At 56.7% G+C, this 19,453-nt stretch carries 22 protein-coding genes; 3 read left to right on the top strand and 19 right to left on the bottom strand.

The features are described from left to right. Positions 1 to 397: 397 nt before the first annotated feature. From rlmD to ACQGQ5_RS04585, 3 genes are all read left to right on the top strand, one after another. Positions 398 to 1,765 carry a 23S rRNA (uracil(1939)-C(5))-methyltransferase RlmD gene (rlmD, locus tag ACQGQ5_RS04595; protein WP_455735412.1) on the top strand — a complete coding sequence of 456 codons (1,368 nt, stop codon included), beginning with the start codon at positions 398 to 400 and terminating at the stop codon, positions 1,763 to 1,765. A 329-nt stretch (positions 1,766 to 2,094) separates the two neighbouring features. Further along, positions 2,095 to 2,994, top strand: a complete 900-nt coding sequence (locus ACQGQ5_RS04590) for a nucleotidyltransferase domain-containing protein (protein WP_455735411.1) — start codon at positions 2,095 to 2,097, stop codon at positions 2,992 to 2,994. 9 nt (positions 2,995 to 3,003) lie between these two features. Then, positions 3,004 to 3,588, top strand: a complete 585-nt coding sequence (locus ACQGQ5_RS04585; protein ID WP_455735410.1) for a Cap15 family cyclic dinucleotide receptor domain-containing protein — start codon at positions 3,004 to 3,006, stop codon at positions 3,586 to 3,588. Positions 3,589 to 3,658: 70 nt separating this feature from the next. Here ACQGQ5_RS04585 and ACQGQ5_RS04580 read toward each other — a convergent pair whose 3' ends face one another. The 19 genes from ACQGQ5_RS04580 to ACQGQ5_RS04490 all read right to left on the bottom strand — a co-directional run bounded on the left by ACQGQ5_RS04580 (position 3,659) and on the right by ACQGQ5_RS04490 (position 19,434). Then, a complete protein-coding gene (locus ACQGQ5_RS04580) occupies positions 3,659 to 5,227 on the bottom strand; it encodes a recombinase family protein (RefSeq protein WP_455735409.1) in 1,569 nt (522 codons plus the stop codon). Beyond that, a complete protein-coding gene (locus tag ACQGQ5_RS04575) occupies positions 5,214 to 5,645 on the bottom strand; it encodes a recombinase (RefSeq protein ID WP_455735408.1) in 432 nt (143 codons plus the stop codon). Before ACQGQ5_RS04575 ends, ACQGQ5_RS04580 begins: the two co-directional genes overlap by 14 nt. Further along, positions 5,646 to 7,217: a recombinase family protein gene (locus ACQGQ5_RS04570; RefSeq protein ID WP_455735407.1), complete on the bottom strand. Its 1,572-nt coding sequence runs from the start codon at positions 7,215 to 7,217 to the stop codon at positions 5,646 to 5,648. A 60-nt stretch (positions 7,218 to 7,277) separates the two neighbouring features. Next, complete coding sequence (locus tag ACQGQ5_RS04565; protein ID WP_455735406.1) at positions 7,278 to 7,484, bottom strand: SHOCT domain-containing protein; 207 nt, start codon at positions 7,482 to 7,484, stop codon at positions 7,278 to 7,280. A 116-nt stretch (positions 7,485 to 7,600) separates the two neighbouring features. After that, positions 7,601 to 8,521, bottom strand: coding sequence for an N-acetylmuramoyl-L-alanine amidase (locus tag ACQGQ5_RS04560; RefSeq protein ID WP_455735405.1), 921 nt, complete (start codon positions 8,519 to 8,521; stop codon positions 7,601 to 7,603). A 1-nt stretch (position 8,522) separates the two neighbouring features. Further along, entirely contained in the window at positions 8,523 to 8,936 is a 414-nt protein-coding gene (locus ACQGQ5_RS04555) for a phage holin family protein (RefSeq protein ID WP_455735404.1), read from the bottom strand. An 80-nt stretch (positions 8,937 to 9,016) separates the two neighbouring features. After that, complete coding sequence (locus ACQGQ5_RS04550; RefSeq protein WP_455735403.1) at positions 9,017 to 10,720, bottom strand: hypothetical protein; 1,704 nt, start codon at positions 10,718 to 10,720, stop codon at positions 9,017 to 9,019. Positions 10,721 to 10,732: 12 nt separating this feature from the next. Then, positions 10,733 to 11,236: a hypothetical protein gene (locus tag ACQGQ5_RS04545; RefSeq protein ID WP_455735402.1), complete on the bottom strand. Its 504-nt coding sequence runs from the start codon at positions 11,234 to 11,236 to the stop codon at positions 10,733 to 10,735. Positions 11,237 to 11,240: 4 nt separating this feature from the next. Next, entirely contained in the window at positions 11,241 to 12,281 is a 1,041-nt protein-coding gene (locus tag ACQGQ5_RS04540; RefSeq protein WP_455735401.1) for a siphovirus ReqiPepy6 Gp37-like family protein, read from the bottom strand. A 2-nt stretch (positions 12,282 to 12,283) separates the two neighbouring features. Beyond that, positions 12,284 to 13,135 (bottom strand): phage tail family protein, encoded by an 852-nt coding sequence (locus ACQGQ5_RS04535; protein WP_455735400.1) that lies wholly within the window; start codon positions 13,133 to 13,135, stop codon positions 12,284 to 12,286. A gap of 12 nt (positions 13,136 to 13,147) precedes the next feature. Further along, positions 13,148 to 15,574: a phage tail protein gene (locus ACQGQ5_RS04530; protein ID WP_455735399.1), complete on the bottom strand. Its 2,427-nt coding sequence runs from the start codon at positions 15,572 to 15,574 to the stop codon at positions 13,148 to 13,150. A gap of 17 nt (positions 15,575 to 15,591) precedes the next feature. Beyond that, positions 15,592 to 15,801, bottom strand: a complete 210-nt coding sequence (locus ACQGQ5_RS04525; protein WP_455735433.1) for a hypothetical protein — start codon at positions 15,799 to 15,801, stop codon at positions 15,592 to 15,594. Then, a complete protein-coding gene (locus ACQGQ5_RS04520; protein ID WP_455735398.1) occupies positions 15,798 to 16,187 on the bottom strand; it encodes a hypothetical protein in 390 nt (129 codons plus the stop codon). The genes ACQGQ5_RS04525 and ACQGQ5_RS04520 overlap by 4 nt, the downstream gene beginning before the upstream one ends. Before the next feature lie 13 nt (positions 16,188 to 16,200). Continuing rightward, entirely contained in the window at positions 16,201 to 16,800 is a 600-nt protein-coding gene (locus ACQGQ5_RS04515) for a major tail protein (RefSeq protein WP_141826548.1), read from the bottom strand. Between the two features lie 3 nt (positions 16,801 to 16,803). Beyond that, positions 16,804 to 17,142 carry a hypothetical protein gene (locus tag ACQGQ5_RS04510; RefSeq protein WP_455735397.1) on the bottom strand — a complete coding sequence of 113 codons (339 nt, stop codon included), beginning with the start codon at positions 17,140 to 17,142 and terminating at the stop codon, positions 16,804 to 16,806. Next, on the bottom strand, positions 17,139 to 17,573 hold the full coding sequence (locus ACQGQ5_RS04505; RefSeq protein ID WP_455735396.1) for an HK97 gp10 family phage protein: 435 nt from the start codon (positions 17,571 to 17,573) through the stop codon (positions 17,139 to 17,141). Before ACQGQ5_RS04505 ends, ACQGQ5_RS04510 begins: the two co-directional genes overlap by 4 nt. Next, entirely contained in the window at positions 17,573 to 17,908 is a 336-nt protein-coding gene (locus ACQGQ5_RS04500; protein ID WP_455735395.1) for a head-tail adaptor protein, read from the bottom strand. The genes ACQGQ5_RS04505 and ACQGQ5_RS04500 overlap by 1 nt, the downstream gene beginning before the upstream one ends. A 2-nt stretch (positions 17,909 to 17,910) precedes the next feature. Beyond that, positions 17,911 to 18,222 carry a head-tail connector protein gene (locus ACQGQ5_RS04495; RefSeq protein ID WP_455735394.1) on the bottom strand — a complete coding sequence of 104 codons (312 nt, stop codon included), beginning with the start codon at positions 18,220 to 18,222 and terminating at the stop codon, positions 17,911 to 17,913. 21 nt (positions 18,223 to 18,243) lie between these two features. Next, positions 18,244 to 19,434, bottom strand: coding sequence for a phage major capsid protein (locus ACQGQ5_RS04490; RefSeq protein ID WP_455735393.1), 1,191 nt, complete (start codon positions 19,432 to 19,434; stop codon positions 18,244 to 18,246). Positions 19,435 to 19,453 lie beyond the last annotated feature (19 nt).

Here is a 19,453-nt window from a genome sequence, read left to right as displayed (position 1 = left end):
CTCAGGGACAAGAGCGATTGCTCCTGCGGTACCACCCGGATTGCGCGAAAGCGCCTCTTTTTCCGCGCACCAGCATGCGCGCTCCCTTGGTAACGGGCGGAGTTCCCGTCAGCGGCTACTTGTTTCCTTTCGCGCTGCCCTCGTAAGTCCATTCGGCAGACCCCGCCGTACCGCAATCACACCGCCTGCGGCTCTCTTTTCCGGCGCTTTGCCTGTTTACTACTCTTACTCATCGGTTTGCTGTCTTTTGTACTATTATATTCGGGTATCGGCGCCTTGTCAAGCATTGTTTCAAAATTCCGCGGATTTTCGCCGGTATTGTATTTATGGGGGTATAATGCTAAAATAATGAGATGAATAAGGGTGGCGGAATCCATTCGATTTTACGGGGGAGAACATGGATATTAAAAAGAACGAAATTGTGGATATGGAAATAACGGGCTATACCGCGGAAGGAAACGGCGTCGGCCGCTATCGGGACATTGCGGTGTTTGTGCCGCTCGCGGCGGCGGGGGACAGGCTTCGCGTAAAAATACTGAAAACGGCCAAAACCTATGCGTTTGGCCGTATCGATAAAATCGTGACCGCTTCAAAGGACCGCGTTCCGCTCGACTGCGCCCAGTTTGCGCAGTGCGGGGGCTGCGTATACCGCCATATCGGCTATCAGGCGGAGCTAAAGGCGAAGCAGCAGCGCGTGCGGGACGCCCTCGAGCGCATCGGCGGCTTTCATGAGCTGGAAATCCGGCCGATTGTCGGCGCGGAAAATCCCGACCGTTACCGCAACAAAACGCAGCTTCCCATCGGGCGCGGCCCGGGGAACGAGGTGCGGATGGGCTTTTTCGCCAGCCACAGCCACCGCATCATCCATTGTTCGGAGTGCCTTTTGCAGCCGGTTGAGTTTACCGCCGCCATGGAAGCTTTTCAGGAGTGGGCGCGCCAGAGCGGAGAGGATGTCTATGACGAGGAAACCGGCAAGGGAAGGCTGAGGCACCTGTACCTGCGCCGCGCGGGCGCGACCGGCGAAGTGATGGTCTGTGTGGTCGTCAACGGCAACGGGGTGCATTTTGAACCGGAACTGGTGGAAATGCTGAGGAAAAAGGTGCCGGACCTAAAAAGCGTTGTCATCAATGTGAACCGGGAACGCACGAATGTGGTTCTCGGACAGAAATGCCGTACCGTCTGGGGCAGCGATTTTATTACGGATACGCTCTGCGGCCTGCATTTCCATATTTCTCCCATGTCGTTTTATCAGGTCAACCGCGACCAGGCGGAGCGGCTCTATGCGCTTGCGGGCGAATATGCCGGCCTGACCGGAAAAGAGACCCTGCTGGACCTTTACTGCGGGACCGGCACCATCGGCCTTTCCATGGCGAAAAATGCCGCGCATGTCATCGGTGTGGAAATCATTGAGCAGGCGGTGGAGGACGCGAAAAAAAACGCGGAGCTGAACGGAATCACCAATGCGGAGTTCCTTTGCGCGGACGCCGCGAAGGCCGCGTCCATGCTGAAAAACCGCGGGACCCGTCCCGACGTGGTGGTCCTCGATCCCCCGCGCAAGGGCTGTGACGCTTCCCTGATCGATACCGTCGCCGCCATGGCCCCGCAGCGCGTCGTCTATGTTTCCTGCGACCCGGCTACCCTTGCGCGCGACCTGAAGCTCTTCGCGCAGAAAGGCTATGACCCGAAGGCCGTTACCCCCGTGGACATGTTCCCGAGGACAGCGCACGTTGAGTGCGTGGTATTGATGTCGCGGGTAGAAAAGTGAGTGTGCGAAAAGCCCAGTATTACTGGTGCTTCCGGGGTTTTCGAGCAAAAATCCGGTGTGCTGAAAACGGCGGAATATCGCTTTGAGGGAACAAGTCCATGGGGCGGATTTCGGGCGCGAGTGAACGAGATTGATGTCGGTGGTTCGCGTGTGAACAGGATAGATGTTTCGGATTTTAGGGGCTTCACGAGTGTACAGGATAGATGTTTTGGGCGGTTTTCTGATGCGCGTGGGAATAGGACAATGTTGGCAGACAAATGTCAACGAAAAGCATATAGGGAGTCTAAAAAGATAAAAAGTGGGACTGTACAGAAAAGGAGATTATATCAATGAAATACACAGAAGATACTTTAAGCTCATGGACTTCGCCGCTTTCCCAAACTGAAGAGCAGCGTGTTGAAAATACGATCCGAATGATCAAAGACGCTGTTACTTCGTATGACAAGTTGTCAGATTGTACGATGGAAGTCTTCGCGCAAGGCTCTTATGCAAACAATACTAATGTCAGGCAAGATAGTGATGTGGATATTTGCGTGATGCTTACATCTACAGTTTTTTGCAATTATGTTGATGGAAAGACTGATGAGGATTACGGATACACAACAGGCTCAATTACATATAACGATTATAAATCTTATATTGTTGAAGCGTTAAAGGGGAAATTTGGAGAAGATGTGGTTGCCGTTGGAAATAAGTCTATCAATATTAAATCGAATAGTTATCATGTAAATGCAGATGTTGTTCCTGCCTTTCAGTACAGGGACTTTAAAATTATAAACAGCATAGATCCAGCAAAATATGTAGAGGGTATTAAGTACTTTGCAAAGGACGGTACTGAAGTAATTAATTACCCTAAAGACCACATCAACAACGGCAAGCAGAAGAATAACAACACCAACTATGAATACAAGAAGCTCGTCCGAATTATGAAGCACACACGCAATGATATGGTTGATGATGGAAAGGTGAACGGAGATAAAATCACATCTTTCCTGATTGAATGCCTCGTTTGGAATGTGCCGAATGATACAATCACGGGAAGCAATACATGGTCAGGGACCGTTCAGAATGCTATCGCTTATTTATGGAAGTCCATTAAGGATGAGAATCACCAAGAGTGGGGAGAAGTCAGTGAGCGGTTGTATTTATTCCATCCTGGGCGGAAATGGACAGCAGTAGAAACGAAAGACTTCCTTTGCGACATGTATAACTACCTTGAGTTTGAGTGAGGTTAATCTATGACTGAAAATGATAGGAAGTTCGTAAATATTAGTATTTGGCTCACAGCAATTCTTTTACTGGTTCGTCTCCTTATTTCATGGACAGATGTAAAAGACATGTGGGAGGCTGGCCATATATTTAGTCTCTGTTATAGCTTCTTTGGATTTATCGGTGAAGCTATCGGCGTGACGGCCATTGTAATGGCAGTATTCAATAAACGCGCATGGAAGTGGAAATGGCTACGTTGGACGCATGATATCCCTGTGCTTGCAAAGAGCTATAATGGAGAATTCATATCGGATTATGATGGCATAAAGCGCTTGGGAACAATGATTATTGACCAAACATTCTTATCTGTGGCAGTACAACTAAAAACAGATGAGAGTAGTAGCAGAAGTTTGGCAGCCTCATTTAGTGACGTACAGAGCGTCCGATATCTAATTTATACTTATCAGAATGATCCACACGCAGAAATTCAAGACCGAAGCCCAATGCACTATGGAACAGCAATATTGAATGTAAGCAATCCGATGATACTTGAAGGGAACTATTTTACCGGGAGAAAATCAAGAGGCTCGATGAAGTTTGAAGCCGAGAAGTAATTGACTACAAATTGGGCCTGGTATCCAGAATTTAGGTCTTGGCACTTGGGCATCCGGTCAGCAGGAACCTTCATTCCTTCACATCCACCGTTACGCCAGACTTAAATTCCACGGTAAATTTGTCCTCATAGACAGTAACCTTATCAATCAGCCGGCGCACCAGCGATTCATCGTATTCTGTAATTTCTGCGGGTTGCTCCCGCAGGAAGGCGCCCATGTCGGCGATACGTTTCTTGACCTCGTCGCGGTTGGCGCTTTCCATCAGGGCTTTCTGCTTTTCGTCCCGCAGGCGGTAAATTTCATTGCCCACTTTCTCGTAATCCGCGTTGGACGCGGCCAGCTTCAAAAGCTCCGCCTGCAGGTCCTTCAGCCGCCGGTCAATGTCGGCAAGTGCCTGGTCATTCCCGTGGCTGAGGACGGTTTCAATGTTTTTCTTCAAAACGTCGAGGAAATCGTCCTTGTCGCAGAGCGTTCGGTTGATGGCTTTGACCAGCACCTGCTCAAGCCGGCTCTCCGGCACGGTGCGGGCGTCGCAGTACAGGCCGGTGTTCTCCAGCCGGCTGATGCACCGCCAGACAATCGACTTCTTGCCCCGGTTGTACCAGTGAATTCGGCGGTAAAACTCCCCGCATCCGCCGCAGTAGACGATGTTCGACAGGCAGTGGCAGCTGCTGAACACCCGCTTTTTCCCGTTTGGACTTTTATGAACCAGCCGCCGGCGCACCAGTTCCTCCTGCGCCTGCATGAAAATCTCACGCGGAATAATGGCTTCGTGGCTGTTTTCCACGTAATATTGCGGGACGATGCCTTGGTTTTTGACGCGTGTTTTCGTGAGGAAATCCGTGGTGTAGGTTTTTTGCAGAAGGGCGTCGCCAATGTACTTCTCGTTCCGCAGAATCTGGCTGATGTTGCTGGTGTGCCAATGCGCATTGCCCGCGCCGTTTAAGATTCCATCCGCTTCCAGCCCGCGGGCAATTTTGAGCATACTGGCGCCCTCAAGGTATTCCCGGTAAATGCGCCGAACGATTTTTGCCTCCTCCGGAGCGACCACCAGATGCTTGTTTTCGTCCTTGGTATAGCCGAGGAAGCGGGTGCAGTTGACTTGGATTTGTCCCTGCTGGTAGCGGTACTGCAGGCCCAGCTTCACGTTCTGGCTCAAAGACTGGCTCTCCTGTTGGGCAAGGGACGCCATAATCGTTAAGAGCACTTCACCCTTGGAATCCATGGTGTTGATGTTTTCTTTTTCAAAATATACGGGAATATTTTTTTCTTTCAGCTGACGGATGTATTTCAGGCAGTCCAGCGTATTGCGGGCAAACCGGCTGATGGATTTGGTGACAATCATGTCGATATTTCCCGCCATGCACCCGTCAATCATGCGGTTGAACTCGTCGCGCTTCTTGGTATTGGTGCCGCTGATTCCGTCGTCCGCGAAAACGCCCGCCAGCGTCCAGTCCGGATGACCGTTAATGTAGGCGGTGTAATGGTCAATCTGCGTTTCATAGCTGGTGGCCTGCTCCTCCGTATCGGTGGAAACCCGGCAGTAGGCGGCGACACGCAGCTTCGGCTTTTCCTCGCCCGGTTCGGCGCGCCTGTGTTTTCTCGCCGGGATGACCGTAATATTTTTACTGACATCCATCTTTCTCCACCTCCGTTTCTATCAGACTGTAGGCGTATTCCGCCTGCTCGAACGGGTCGTCGAACTGCTCCGTTCCTCCGCGCATGCGAAAAGATGTGGGAAAGACCGCCTTTTCCGGTTCTTTCGGCTTTTGAATACGGCCCAGCTTTTCCGCCCGACTCGCGCGCTCCGCTTCTGCGGCCGCAAAGGTGTCCGCGTCGATGATTGCGGGATAAAACCCATCGCCCAGGTAGCGGGCGTTTGTAAGCATCCTGCCGATTCCAGCGTGGAAACTTTTAATCCCCGCTTTGCCGGCGGCGGTATTCATGGAATCACCGGACAGATAGGCGTCAAACAGCGTCCGTACCCGCCCGGCGGCATCTTCGTCAATCACGGCACGCCCGTTTTCAACCCGGTAGCCGTAGGGGATGTGGCTCATTCAAATCACCAGCCTTTCTTTCAGCGTTACGCCGCATTTCATTTCGAAGCCGATTCTTTCGCGCTCATACACGTGAATCCGCTCCACAAAGCGGGAGAACAGTTCTCCGTCAAAAGCCCGCAGCATTTTTGCTTTCGTACAGTACTGCAGAAGTTCGCTGACCTCCGTCAGATATTGACTGTCACAGTTCAAAAGACGGGAAATGGAATCTTTTTGATGCTGAATCCGCTCAGCTTCCCGAAGCAGTTCATTATTGCTTTTCTTGTAGACGGCGGGTTCCAGATACCCCTTGCTCATCAGACTGACCAGCATTTCCTGCTGACGCCGGTTTTCCTCCAGACTTTTTTCGAGCTGTCCGAAGCGCTCCATGCCGTCGCCGGCGTTTACCCCGCGCAGACTGAACAGCAGGGGCTTGAGAACGGCCTGATTGGCAAAGATGAGCTTGTTCATCATCGTGACAAAGGCGCATTCGAGGGCGGACTGGGGGATGTATTTCACCGGGCATTTTTTGATGTCCTGAATATGGGTACCGCAGCACCACGCGATTTTATGCCGCCCGTACGCGTGGGTACGGCGCTTGAACGTGCCGCCGCAGTGTCCGCACACAATTTTCCCCGAAAACGGGTACCGGTTCAGATACTTTGCCTGCTTCTTTTGTATGCCTTTTTCTCTGCGGTGCTGGGCGATAACGGCCTGCACGGCTTCAAAGTCCTCGCGGCTGACAATCGGTTCGTGATGGCCCCGAAGCAGATATTTTTCCTTTTCCCCGTCGTTGCGGCGGTGGTTGAAATTCGAGTCGGTATAGGTTTTCTGAAAAACAGCGTCGCCTACATATTTCTCGTTGACCACCATTCCGCGAATACTCGCGGCTTTCCAGAGCCCGCCCATTTTGGCGGGAATGCGCTGTCGATTCAGTTCTTCGGCTATTTTGGGCATTCCCTTCCCGGACAGCATTTCCGAAAAGATAAAGCGAACAACTTTCGCCTGCCGTTCGTTTATGACCAGCATTCCGTCAACGGAATCGTATCCATAGGGCGGGCAGGTGATTTTATACGTGCCGTTTTGGAACCGGCGCTGAATCGACCATTTGTTGTTCTGAGAGATGGAAGCCGATTCCTCCGCGGCAAGGCTGCTCAGGATGGACAGCATGAATTCGCTTTCCATGGTGCCGGTATCCAAATTTTCCTTCTCAAAACAGATAAAAATGCCGCGCTTCTGCAGCTTGCGCACCAGTTCCAGACAGTCGGCGGTGTTTCTCGCAAACCGGCTGATGGACTTGGTGACGATGTAGTCAATCCGCCCGTCCTCGCAGTCGGCAATCATCCGGAGAAGCTCCGGACGCTTTTCCTTTTTGGTTCCGGTAATGCCTTCATCGGAATACACGCCGGCAAACGTCCACGCGGGATTGGCCTTGATGTATGATTCATAGTGCCGAATCTGCGTTTCCAGGCTTTCCTTCTGCTCGTCGCTGTCGGTGGAAACACGGCAGTAGGCCGCGACACGCAGTTTCGGCTTTTCATTTTCCCCAATCGGGTTGACAGCGCGGGAATCTATTTTCGTGACCTTCTTCACGTTTTCACCTCCTTGGTCAGTGTGACATATTACCTCTGAAACGCTGTGATAGCAACGGTTTTAAGGCATAATCTCCGCCAGCGCGGGAGAAAAAGATTCGCGGTTTAAGGCGGTGATTTGGTCGAATTCGGACAATGAAATCAGCCCTCGGCCGCGCATGGATTCGAGTATTTTCTGCGCCCGCGCGTAGTCCGCTTCCCGCTGAAGCGCCTCCTGCGTCATGCGCGGCGTGGTTGGAATTGTTCCGTCTGTCTGCAGTCTGTCCATGACATTACCCCCAAAGCAGCTTTCTTCACTACCCACTGGAGGTGAAGGCGCCGCTTTGACGAAAACAGGCAAAAAAATAAACCCACCGAGGAACGAATCCTCAGTGGGTTTTGCACTTATTTCGGCAGTTTCAGCTTCTGCCCGGCGTAGATGGTGTCCGAGCTCAGCCCATTCAGCGTCTTGATTTCCTTGTACCGCGTGCCGCTGCCGAGCTTTTTGGAAGCGATGCCCCAGAGCGTATCGCCCTTGACCACGGTGTAGGTTCCATATGCCGGTGTGGGTTTCGTTTTCTCCCCGGCCAGAATCTCGTTGACTCTTGCCTGCACGGCGGCATAGTCATACCCGGCGGCGGTCAGGCGATTTTTTCGCTCCGCGCCGTTGCCCCAGTCCCCGCGGATGACCTCCCGCGCCAGCTCATCCACCAATTTGGCTGTGGATGAAGAAGAGGTTCCCGAACCGTTTTCCAGCAGGCGCTTTACCTCCGCGCGGAAGGTGTCCATACTCTTGCCAAACTTCGGGAACCAGTGCATCACGTCGCCGTGGTTGCTGGCGATGCCCAGTTCATGCCCCTCACTGTGGCAGATGAGATATGGCCGCTCCGGGCGGATGCCGTACTGCCTGCAGAGATATACGCAGAGTTCCACGGCTTCCTTGTAGGCCGCGTTGAAATATGCGGAATCCGCGAGATTGTCCTCGCAAATCTCGAAACTGATGTGCGTGTCATTGCCGGAGCCTTGGGAGCCGCTCCCGCAGTGCCAGCCGCGCATGTTCCACGGCAAGGTCTGGTAGGCTGCAATCGTGCCGTCCGCCAGTTTCCCGATGAAGGCATGGACGCAGACCTGTCGCCCGCCCGGCTTGTCGGTGTTCCAGTGGTTGTTGTATTGGTTCTTGCCCAGCAGACCGTCGTCCGGGCCTACATAGCGCTTGAGATTGGGATTGTTCGCCCCGGTGGAATGCACCATGATGCCCCGGGGCGTAATGGTACGGCCCGCCTTATAGCAGGCGTTGTTGGTCAGAAGCAGTTTGTGCAGGTTCATGTCATTTGTCCTCCTCGTCGCCGCGGTCGTGGAGCTGTTCCAGAACCGCCTTCAGTTTTTCGGGGATGGGAAGCCCCAGATGCCCCGCGTTTTCCAGAATGGACACACCCTCGTTGGACAGATAGAAAAAGATGACCGCCGTGCGCACCGCGCCGCCGTCGCCCAGCACCTGGCTGTCGATGATGTTTCCAATGCCCACCAGCGCAAAGATCAGCACCTTACGGGAGATGCCTTTGAAGCCGATTTCGCTGGAGAGCTGTTTGTCGGCAACCGCGCACAGCACGCCCGTCAGATAGTCGAGGATGACAAACGCCAGCAGCGCGTAGAGAAAGCCGTCCCACCCGCCGAGGAACCAGCCGAGCGCACCGCCGACTGCGGCCAGCGAGGCCTGGACCCAAACCCAGATTTCCTTCATTGTAAAACCTCCGTTTCTTTGCTTGGTATGTATGAAAAAAGCGCTCCCGCGCAAAGCGGAAACGCTTGAATTTGTGGTTGTTACAGCGACAGAATCAGTTCGGCAAGCTGGTTCATCACCGCCGCCCGGGGCCTGCCGGTGCCGAGCTCCTCCCAGTCCGGTTCCGGCACAGCAAAGCCCGGGTCGGTGCTGTACTGGTTGATGACCGCAATCACCGGCTCCACGGCGGCGCGGATTTCAAGAATGTGAAGCGGCCAGTTTTTCACTTCCGTTCTGCCCGCCGTGATTTCCTCTCCCCACGAAACCAGAGCAAGGCCGTAATACCCGCGGACAGTATTGACGGCGGTGCGAAGCGCTGTGATGTGGGAAGCCTTCACCTTGGTTTCATTGGCCGCAATCTCCTCAAAAGGGGACGCCAGTACCGTGAAGGAACGGGAAATCTCCGCGCTGGGCGCTTCAAAGTCGGGATTGACACAGCGCACCGTGAGCGTTTTTGTACCCGCCGTCTGTGTTTCGGCTTTAAACATCACCGCCGCACTGCCGCCGACCGTACCGCTGGGAGAAAACAGGGACGGATTGTTCACGCCGTCCCGCCAGCTTCCCGCGCCGATTCTCACCTGCGCCACCTGTTCGGAGGGCTGTGCGCCGGTGGTCATCAGCACGCGGGGATTCGGATTGTAGGTAGCAGAGCCGTTTTTCGGCGCTGCGATTGTCGGTTCGTCGCAGGCGGCCGCCACGCAAAGAATGGTATTGGACACCTGCTCGCTGGAATACACGTCCAGCGTGTCGATGGTCCACAGGCCGTATTTTGTGTAGGTGCCCGGAACATCCGAAGCCGGGACGGTTCGGCTTCCGCCGGAGGCAGACAGGTCGAAGGTCTCCAGCACGTTCCACGCCGTCCACGCCGATCCGTCCGTCGAGGTGCGGCTGGCCAGCATGTAGCCCTTGATGGGGCTGGTGCCGCCGGACGCGCCGCTCCATGAAATGGTCACGGAACCTGTGCTGTAAACGGAAGGCGAAGCGGCCAAGTTCGCCGCGGGCTGGGGCGGCGTATTCTTCCTTACGGAATTCGTGGACACCTTCCAGCCCGAATAGTAGCCGGAGCCGGCGGAACCCTGCGTGCGCACCCGGAACCGGCGGTAAGTCCCCCGCGCGGCGGGCGGCGCGACCGACAAACTTCCCGAGCCGGAAGAGGAAGAAACCGTGCTCAGCGCCGTCCAGCTGCCCCAGTCGGTGTTGTTGGAAGAATCGCTGTACTGGATTTCGAAGCCGGTGACGGCGTTGTTTGTCCCGCCGGACGCGCCGCTCCACGAAAGCGTCGCATTGCCCTCCGCCACCGTTGGGGAAACCGAGCAGGCGGACGGCGCGCCGCAGGCGGTGGTCAGGAGCGCGGAGCTGGTCACCGTATAACCGGAATTGTCGATGACGCCGGAGCTCAGCGACATACGCCCATCCGACACCACCCGGAAGCGCACGCCCTGTGCGGCGTTGCCGGTTGTGGACGAGCAGGTCACCGTCACGTAGCGGTAGCGGGGCGTGGTGCCATCCCAGTTGTCATTGTCGGCCGCTTTGATGCGCACCTGCCCGGACGAGCCGTTAACGGTGATGGTGCAGAGCAGGGCATAGCCGCTGTGAATGTAGGAACCGGAGGAGGCCAGCGCCGCCGCAATCGTAAAATGGTAGGTCATCTGGCTGTTGTTCGGCCGGCTTTTCGTATAGGTGATGGTATAGTGAACCGTGGGGCCGCTGCCCGCGTTCAGGGTTACGCCGTTGATATCCGCCAATCAAATCACCTCCTATTCATAGACCGCCGTAATCAGCGAATTGACCGTGCCGCACAGGGCGGTGTCCAGCCGCCGGTCGGTGATGTCCCCGGCGGCAAGGCTGACCGCACCTGCCGCGACGGCAATATCCGCCAGTGCCAGCTCATAGATGTTGTCGCTCCGGGTCAGCGTGGGCGCTGTGGGAGAAGCCGCCGCCGTTCCCGTCAGCACCGCCGCGGAAATCTGGCGTTCCACCGCGTCCCAGCGGATCACCACCCGGTCGATGCGGGGATTCACGCCGTCCGCCGCCGCAATCGTCAGGTTCCGTTCTTCAGTGTTTTCGTAGGCATAGCCGTTGATCCACGCGCTGCCGGCGAGGACATTCACCGACAGCCCGCCGCCCGGCGTCACGCGCAGATTGTCGGCATTGACGTAGAAGATGCCGTTTGACACCAGCTTTGCAAAATATCCCGCGAAATCGGACGCGTCGTACATTCGGTCGCCGCCGGTGCTGTTAAAAAATCCGCTTTTCTCCATCGTATCACCCTTCCTGTTTTAATTTTTGAGCCAGCGTGAGCACGCCCCTGCCGAAGGTGATGTCCAGACTCTGCCCGGTGCCGTCATAGCTCTCCTCAATCTCCGCAATGCGGGTGGTAAGCGTCACGCCCCATTTCTTTGAAACCACCTTCACGGTCTGCCCAAGGTCAAAATCCGTGCCGTAGGTCAGATTGCCGTGGGGATTGACGGATGCGTCAAAGGACTGCGCCATCGCAAACTCGCTTAACTTGCTCTGCCCCTGAAAGAGCAGGGCGGCGGTGTATTCATCCCCGAAATCCTCGGAGCGCAGAGCTTTAGCATCCACAAATACCTCCCGGCGTTCGGCGCCCTCGCTTTCCCCGTACACGGCAAAAACGCGCTCCACGCCTTCGCCCTCGCCGCCGATCAGCGCCACGTTGGCATAGTCCGAGGCGCTTTTGGTAAAGGTCTGGGACGTGAGATTTTCGTACTCCCACGAAAACACCGCCTGCGACGCGGCGCCCTTGTACAGCTGAATCGTAAACATGCGGGATTCTGGACTAAACACCGCCTTAATACCCGCGTCCGCCGCCTCGCACAGGCCGGTCACCGCGTCCATAAGGTTTTTGTAGGAAATCTGCGTGCTGACCGGGTCCGACAGCCCGCCGCCGTCGTAGGCGATGAAGTCCATCCTCCGGTCGGTATTGCCCGGGCTGATAAGGTGGTTGTTTACCAGCTGTCCCGCGCAGTCGGCAAGCGTGCCGTTTAAGATTTCCGTATCCCACACGATGCGCCGGGAGAGGTAGGAGACGGCGAACCGTCCGCTGACGGTGATGAGTTCCTTTTCATCCTGCGAGATTTCCGCATATTCAATGATGCCGGCTTCCTCACCGCCGCTTTTCCAAAGGATGTTCCCCAGCGTCAGCAGAGCGAGGTTTTCCGCCGTGGCGATGGCCTTGAGCTCAAAGCTCCCGCACTGGGAATACCGTCTTGTCCAGCGCAGATATTCAAAAGACTCCACCACGCCGGCGGGCCGGCGGTTTGTGTCAAAAACATACAGTTCCATAATCACACCCCCAGATACTGCAGACGGTAGTACAGGCTGACCTCCAACAGTTCCTTGCCCGCCGCCGCGTCGTAGCGCAGGGTGGTTTCTCCCGGCGGAAGCTGCAGGAAGGTCGAGCCGGTGTCCAGCAGGCTGAACACGCTGATTTCCTCGCCGCTCTGCACCCGCACCACGCGCTTGCCCGCAAAATGGGTGTAGACGCGGATTTCCTCCCCGGCAGTCAGGACGGTGTTCATGCGGACATATTCGCCGGTGGCGACGTCCATCAGCTCGGGGTTTGTTACCTCGCCCAGCGCGCGGAACACGATCCGGCATCCGCAGGACACGTCCCCGGAATTTTCCACCGCAATAATCCGGCTGGGCTGGCGGGAGCCGAATTCGATGCCGCCGTCGGGAATTTCCAGCACAAAATGAAACAGCGGCGTCCAGCGCGCCAGCTCCGCGCGGACTTCCGAGAGCGCCTCAAAGAAAGGCGATGGACACAGCAGGCTGACAAAAAAGCCCGGCACGCGCTCCCTGCCCGAGGCAGTGAACCCGGCTTCCTCCACCACGCAGGCAATCTGCCGGTTCCGGTAGGTCAGCGTGCCCTGCTGTTTGGGCGTGAAAATCCGCAGAAACTGCTTTCTGCGTTCATACGCCGCATCGGGCGAGGACGCCACAATCGTGCCCTCCAGTGTGATGTTGCGCATATCCAGCGCGGAGGAGATGAAAAAAGCGCCGTCCTGCTGGGGCGCTTGGAATGTATTGACGGTCTGGCGGACGCTCCCGGCGCCGTCGAGTTTCGTCAGGAAAAACGGCTTTGCCTGCCGCAGCGTCAGTTTATCTCCCGATTCGTTGGTGTAGGTCAGTTCCATGCCGTCCCTCCTTTAGTACTCCAGCGCCAGCTTGCGCGAGAGGTTTTTAAATTCCCGGGCCAGTTCCTTTTCGGACAGCGCCTTGGGAGTAACCACCGAGATGTTCTGCGTGATGCTCGTTCCAGCAGAAACTGTCCGCCCGGACGCGCCGGCACTTACGGAGAAGCCGGTGGGGATGGCGTTCTGCATCTCACGGGAGACGGAAGCCATCGCGTCCTCGAACCCCACGCCGATACCTTCGCCCATGTTTCGGCCAAGCCCGGCGAACAGCGCCGAGGGCGAATGGATGCCGAAAAAGTCCTTGATGCGGTCCACAATGCCGCCGAAAAAGCCGCTGATTTTGTTCCACAGCCACGCGCCCGCATCCGAAATGCCCTGCCACAAGCCCTTGATGAGGTTTCCGCCCACCTGCGCCATCTGTCCGATGTACCCGGTGAACGCCCGGACAAGCCCCGCCACGATCTGCGGCACCGCCCTGACGATTGCCGCAATGATGGAGGGCAGATTGGCAATCAGCGAAACCAGCAGATTCACGCCCGCCGTGATGATTTTCCCGGTGTTCCCGGCGAAGGCGCTTGACAGCGCCGCGACAATCTGCGGAATGGCGGAAACCACCGTCGTGATGATGAGCGGCAGGTTCTGAATCAGCGCGATAAACAGTTTGACGCCCGCTTCCACAATGAGGGGAATGGAAAGAATCAGCGCGTTCACAAGACCGTCCACAATCTGAGGAATCGCCGCCGTCACCGCCTCGATAATCTGCGGCAGGGCGGCCACCAGAGAAGTCAGAAGCTGAATGCCGGCTTCGATGATCTGCGGTATCGAGCCAATGAGGAAATTCACCAACGCGGTGATGATGGCGGGGAGCGCCGCCACCAGCTGCGGAATGGCGTCGAGCAGTCCCTGCGCCAGACCGAGGATGAGCCGCAGCGCCGCCTCCAGCAGCATTGGCAGATTGTCAATCAGTCCCTGCACGATGGTGGTCACGGCGTTCACCGCCGCGGGAATCAGTTGTGGGAGCGCATTTCTGATGCCTTCCACCAATGCCGTCACCAGCTGCACCGCCGCGTCGATGAGGAGCGGCAGACTGTCGATGAGCGCGGAAACGATGGTCATGACCGCGTCCACTGCCGCCGGAATCAGCTGGGGCAGAAGCGTCAGAAGCGTGTCGAGCACCTGCGTGAACAGGCTGACCACCGTGGACAGCAGCGTGGGGAGCAGTTCTCCGACCGCCTGCAGAACCCCGTCCAAAGCGGCAGGCAGGGCGGCGACAATGTTTTCAATCACCGGCGTGATGTTCTTGACCACGTTCTGAAACGCTTCCACCACGTTGCCGATCAGCAGCTGGATATCCGCGTCCGCGTCGCCAAGCCCCGCCGTCAGGTTGCCGATGGCCGACTGCATCCCGGCGATGGAGCCGCTGATAGTCTCTGTCGCTTCCTTGGCGGTGGTGCCCGTGATGCCCATTTCCGTCTGAATGACATGGAGGGCCGCGTACACATCGTTCAGATTGCTGATGTCGTATTTCTGACCGGACAGCTTCTCGGCGTCGGCGAGCAGGCGTTCCATCTCGGTTTTCGTGCCGCCGTAGCCGAGTTTGAGATTGTCCAGCATCGTGTAATTCTGCTTGGCAAAGCCCTGATAGGCGTCCTGGATGGAGGAAATGTTCGTGCCCATCTTGTTGGCGTTGTCCGCCATATCGGTAATCGCCGTGTCCGCCGCCTTTGCCGCTTTAGCGGTGTCGCCGCCGAGGGACTGGATGAGGCTGGCCGAAAAACTTGTGACCGTTTCCATGTATTCGTTGGCGGACATGCCGGCGGTCTTAAAAGCGTTGGAGGCATAACGCTGGACGGCCGCGCCGGAATCCTTGAACAGCGTGTCCACGCCGCCCACCAGCTGCTCATAGTCCGCATAAGCGGCGACGACTTCCTTGCCGAGCTTGACGGCGGCGGCGCCAGCGGCGACTACGACCGCGCCCATCGCCACGCCGACACCCTTTAAAACGCCGCCCAGCTTTTCGAACTTGGAACCGGACTTTTCCGCCTCGTCGCCGCTTTCCTTGAGTTCATCTCCCAAATTGTCCGCGCCCTCGGTTGACTGCGAAAGCTCGCGCTCCATGCCGTTGAGTTCCGCCTGCGCCTTGTTCAGCTGAATCTGCCAGTTCTGGGTGCGGCGGTCGTTTTCACCGAAAGAGTCGGAGGCGTTTTTCAAAGCGGCGCGCAGGGTTTCGATTTTCGCCTTCTGGGCGTCGATCTGCTTATTGAGAACTTCGTTCCGGGCGGCGGCCGCCTGCACGGATTTATCCTGCTTGTCAAACTGGCTGGTGACCAGCTGCATTTCGCTGCCGAGCACCTTGAAAGACTGGTTAATGTCCGAGAGCGCTTTTTTGAATTCCTTTTCGCCCTCCACGCCGATTTTCAGGCCGAAATTATCCGCCATCTGCCGCTCACCTCCCTTTAAATCCCCGGCGGGATGATATCGTCAATGGAAAAGGTCTGTTTCGGCTTTTCCATGCCGAGAAACTGCTTGTGACACGCCCATAAATCCAGAAACAGCCCGATGGGCGTGAGCCAGAAATCATCCACGCTCATGCCCATCTGCACCGTTCCGTAATAGAGCAAGCGCGTGAACACTTCTTCCGTGTTTCCCCCGCAGGGATTGTTCACGCGCCCTGTGTGTTTTTTGCGCCGTCTTCGCTTTCGCTTTCCACGTTCCTTGCCGTTCCTTTGAACATCGCCTCGGTGATGGCGTTTTTGTACGCCGCCAGATCCAGCGGTGAGGTCAGCAGTTCCACATCCTCCTCGGTTAGCAGCTCCTGCGGCGCGTCCTTGTTTTTGAGGTTGTAAATCAAAATGGACTGATTCGCCAGCAGTGTAATCAGCCAGACGATCTCATCCAGAGCCATCTCGAAGTTCTCGGACTTCATCAGCTTTTCGCCGAGGTTCTCCAGCCCGCCGTAGCGCCGGGCGATTTCCTTGGTGGCGCGGGTGGTGAGAATCAGTTCATATTGCTTACCGCCGATTGTAATCACGGCGGTTCGTTCGTTTTCCATTTGTCAGCCCTCCTTATTCGCCGGCCGGCGCTTCGGTGTAGGTCGGCTCGTACACCTGCCCGAACCAGCCGGTGATGGTTTCGGACGTAACGCCCGCGGCGCCCTCGGAAACCTCCGCCTTCCACGGATGCGTTCCCTTGGTGTCCTGCTTGTTGCGGCGCATGACCGTGCCCTCGATGCTCGGCGTGGAAAAGGTGATGGAGTCGCCCTTTGTCTGCAGGTTAGTCGCAGGGATGCCGAAAATAACGCGGTACAGCCAGAAGTACCGGTACTTGCCGTTTGCCCGCAGAGCGCGGAAGCCGATCGCCACCGGCGGGGCGATGTTTTCGCCGGCGGAAATGAGCACGCCGTTGTCGTCCGCCGCCGCGCCTGTGAGATCCTGCGCGGCAGTGATGCCGATATCGTCCACGCCCAGCGTCAGTTTGCCGGACTTGAAGTCCTTGACCACTTCCGACGCGCCGTCGTCGGCGTAAAGCGTCGCTTCGGCAAGCTCCACGGACAGTTCCGCCGAGATGGCCTTTGCGAGGATGACGGGCGTATCATAGGTTTCCTCGCCGTCCTCGGCTTCGGTGATTTTTGCGTAATAGAGCTTATCCAGCCCAATGGTCGCCATAAATTATTCCTCCGTTTCATAGGATTTTGAAATGTCGATTGCGTAGTGGTGATAGCCGGTATCGTCCTCATGCCCGACATAGGTGCGTCCGGTGACGGTGAAATCGGCGTTCAAAAGCGCCTGCGTAATCTGCCGCTTGCGCTGAAGATAGTTGCCCTTGGAAAAGAGCGAAATCCGCACCTCCGACACATCCATCAGCGGCGCGTTGTCGCCGAACAGGGCGAAATCGTCCGTCAGCGGTGTCAGCACCAGATATTCGTCGGGCGGAACGCCCGAAAAAACGCCCGTCTCCACCGGAAGAATGGGTTTGAGAAGCGTATTCAGTTCCGAAAGCACGCTCATATCCGCCGCACCTCCTCGTCCAGCTTTGATTTCATCGTTTCGATACAGGCCTTGCGGCTCTGGATTTTCGCCGGTTTGAGAAAGGGCTTGGGCGGCTGGCCGTGCCGGCCATACTCGAGGATGTTGGCGATTTTTGCGTTACTGCCGCCGCCCGAGCGCGGCTCGGCAAAGCCGACCTTGATATCCCAGCCCGAGCCGTCCCGTTTGGGTTTGGCGGGCGAAAGCCCCAGCGCGCTTTCCAGTTCACCAGTGGAGCGGCTCGGTTCTTTCGTGCCTTTGCCTATGACGGCGGAGAGGTTGGATTTTACCCGCTCCAGCACGACCTGCCCGCCGGCTTCCAGCACACGGGGCAGGATTTCGTCCGTCTTTTCATTGAGACGGGAAACCTTCAGGAGAAAGTCCTCCGGCATTTTCATTTCTGCTTTTGCCATCAATTCACGCTCCCTTCCACCAGCTCGCACAGACATTCGACATACATTCCGCGCCCGCGCACATCCTCCGCGCTGGTGATGCGATAGCGCTTCTCCTCGCAGACGATGAAGAGAGACGGACTGACCTCGACGCCGGGGATTTTGCGGAAGCGGAACAGCACGGACGCTTCGGAAAAGACCGCCATGTTCGCCCAGCGCTCCGAGCCGTTGCGATCCTCTTTGTAGGCACGGACGGAAGCGAGAATTGTGTCGCCTTGGGTAACAAAGCCGTCCTCGTCCTTGACCGGCGCGTTGGAGATAATGTCGATGAAGCGGTTCATTTTTCCGAAAGACATACTCAAACCTTCCAATCCCGGTCCAGCCGCAGCAGGAGATTGACCGTATCCCAGACCTGCTTGCCCGCCTGCACAGAGTCGGCAAAAAAGCCGCCGGTGGAGCCGTCACGGCTTTCATAAAAATGGCTTGCCAACATGATGACCGCCTGCTCGGAGGTCGGTGTCATCTCGTTTTCCGTATAGAAACCTTCCGTAATATGCTGATAGCTTTCGGCATAACGGACGGCGGCGGTGATGTACATCTGGAGAAGTTCGTCGTCTTCCGTATGTGAAAGAATCAGATTAGCTTTGACTTTTTCAAGCAGAGTGTCCATGACCGCCGCCCCCTTTCTTCATTACGAACCCGCCGCCATTTTGAGCAGCTGAATGCCCTCGGCAAGAATCACCTTGCCATCCACGCGTTCGGCGGCGATAAAGCCCACCTGTCCGTTGCCGGCATACAGTTCGTTCAGGCGCTGTACGGTGCGCCCCATGCGGTCGGCAATCCAGTAGTTGGAGAAATCACCAAACGCAATAGGGAGAGACCCCGCCTCCGCCGCCGGCACATACGGACTGGTATAGAGCGGATAGCCCAGCAGTCTGTCCGGCTGGCCTGCCTGTACGGAAGGCTGCCAGAGGTACGCGCCGTTGACATCCTTCAGTTTGCGCAGGGCGGAGACCGTCACATCCTTCATCAGGAACACTGCGTTCCTGCGGTAAGGGGATTTCAGCGCATAGATCAGGTCGACCAGGTTATCGACGGTGATCGCCGTGGCGGAGCCCGCGGTTACGCCCACCGTGCCGCCGCTTTCGGCAAAGATGCCCGTGGGCTGGCCGGTTCCGGTGCCGACGCAGAAGGCTTCTTCTTCCGCAACGCCGAAGGCGCGTGCAAATTCGAGGGCAATGTAGCTTTCCAAATCGAACATGCTGTCCTGCAGAAGCTCCACGGAAACCTTCACAAGGTCGGTCAGCTTGAAGGCGTCGATGGTTTTCTGGGCAAAGGTCGGATTGCTCTCGGTGTAGGCGGCGTTTTCCGCCGTCCACTGGGCGGTGGAATGGGTGGCGGCAACGGGAATTTTGCGCTCCGCCGAGGTCGTGATCACCTTGGCGATCGAGCGGACGACGTTGGTTTCCTCCAGCCCCGCGACAATCCGGTTTTCAAACTCCTCGGGAACCAGATATCCGCCGTCCGTGTCGGGGGACGTGCTCAGAACGTTGTTGACGGGCGCTCTGCCGCGCAGGATGTTCAGAAAATCGGCGCGGTATTCGGCGGCGGCGCGGATGCTTTTCGGCGCTCCGCCGGTCTTTTCCGGGGTGTTGGTAATGGGAGCGCTGGTCGCCTTTGAAAGCTCCGCGTCGATAGCCGACTGGCGTTCCAAACGCTCGATTTCCTTTCCCAGCGCCATAACGTCGGCTTCCATCTTGTCGTAGACCGCCGTGTCCTCGGCGGAAAGCAGGCCGTCGCCGCTCCGCTTGGAATCCAGAAACGCCTTGGCCGCGTCCCACGCTTTGGCGCGCTTTTCGCGCAGTTCGAGAATCTTGTTCATGCTGTTTTCCTCCTTAAAA

The organism is Caproiciproducens sp., from assembly GCF_053840905.1.
The sequence above is the reverse complement of the archived record's forward strand: the minus strand, read 5'-3'. Positions and strand labels throughout refer to the sequence as shown.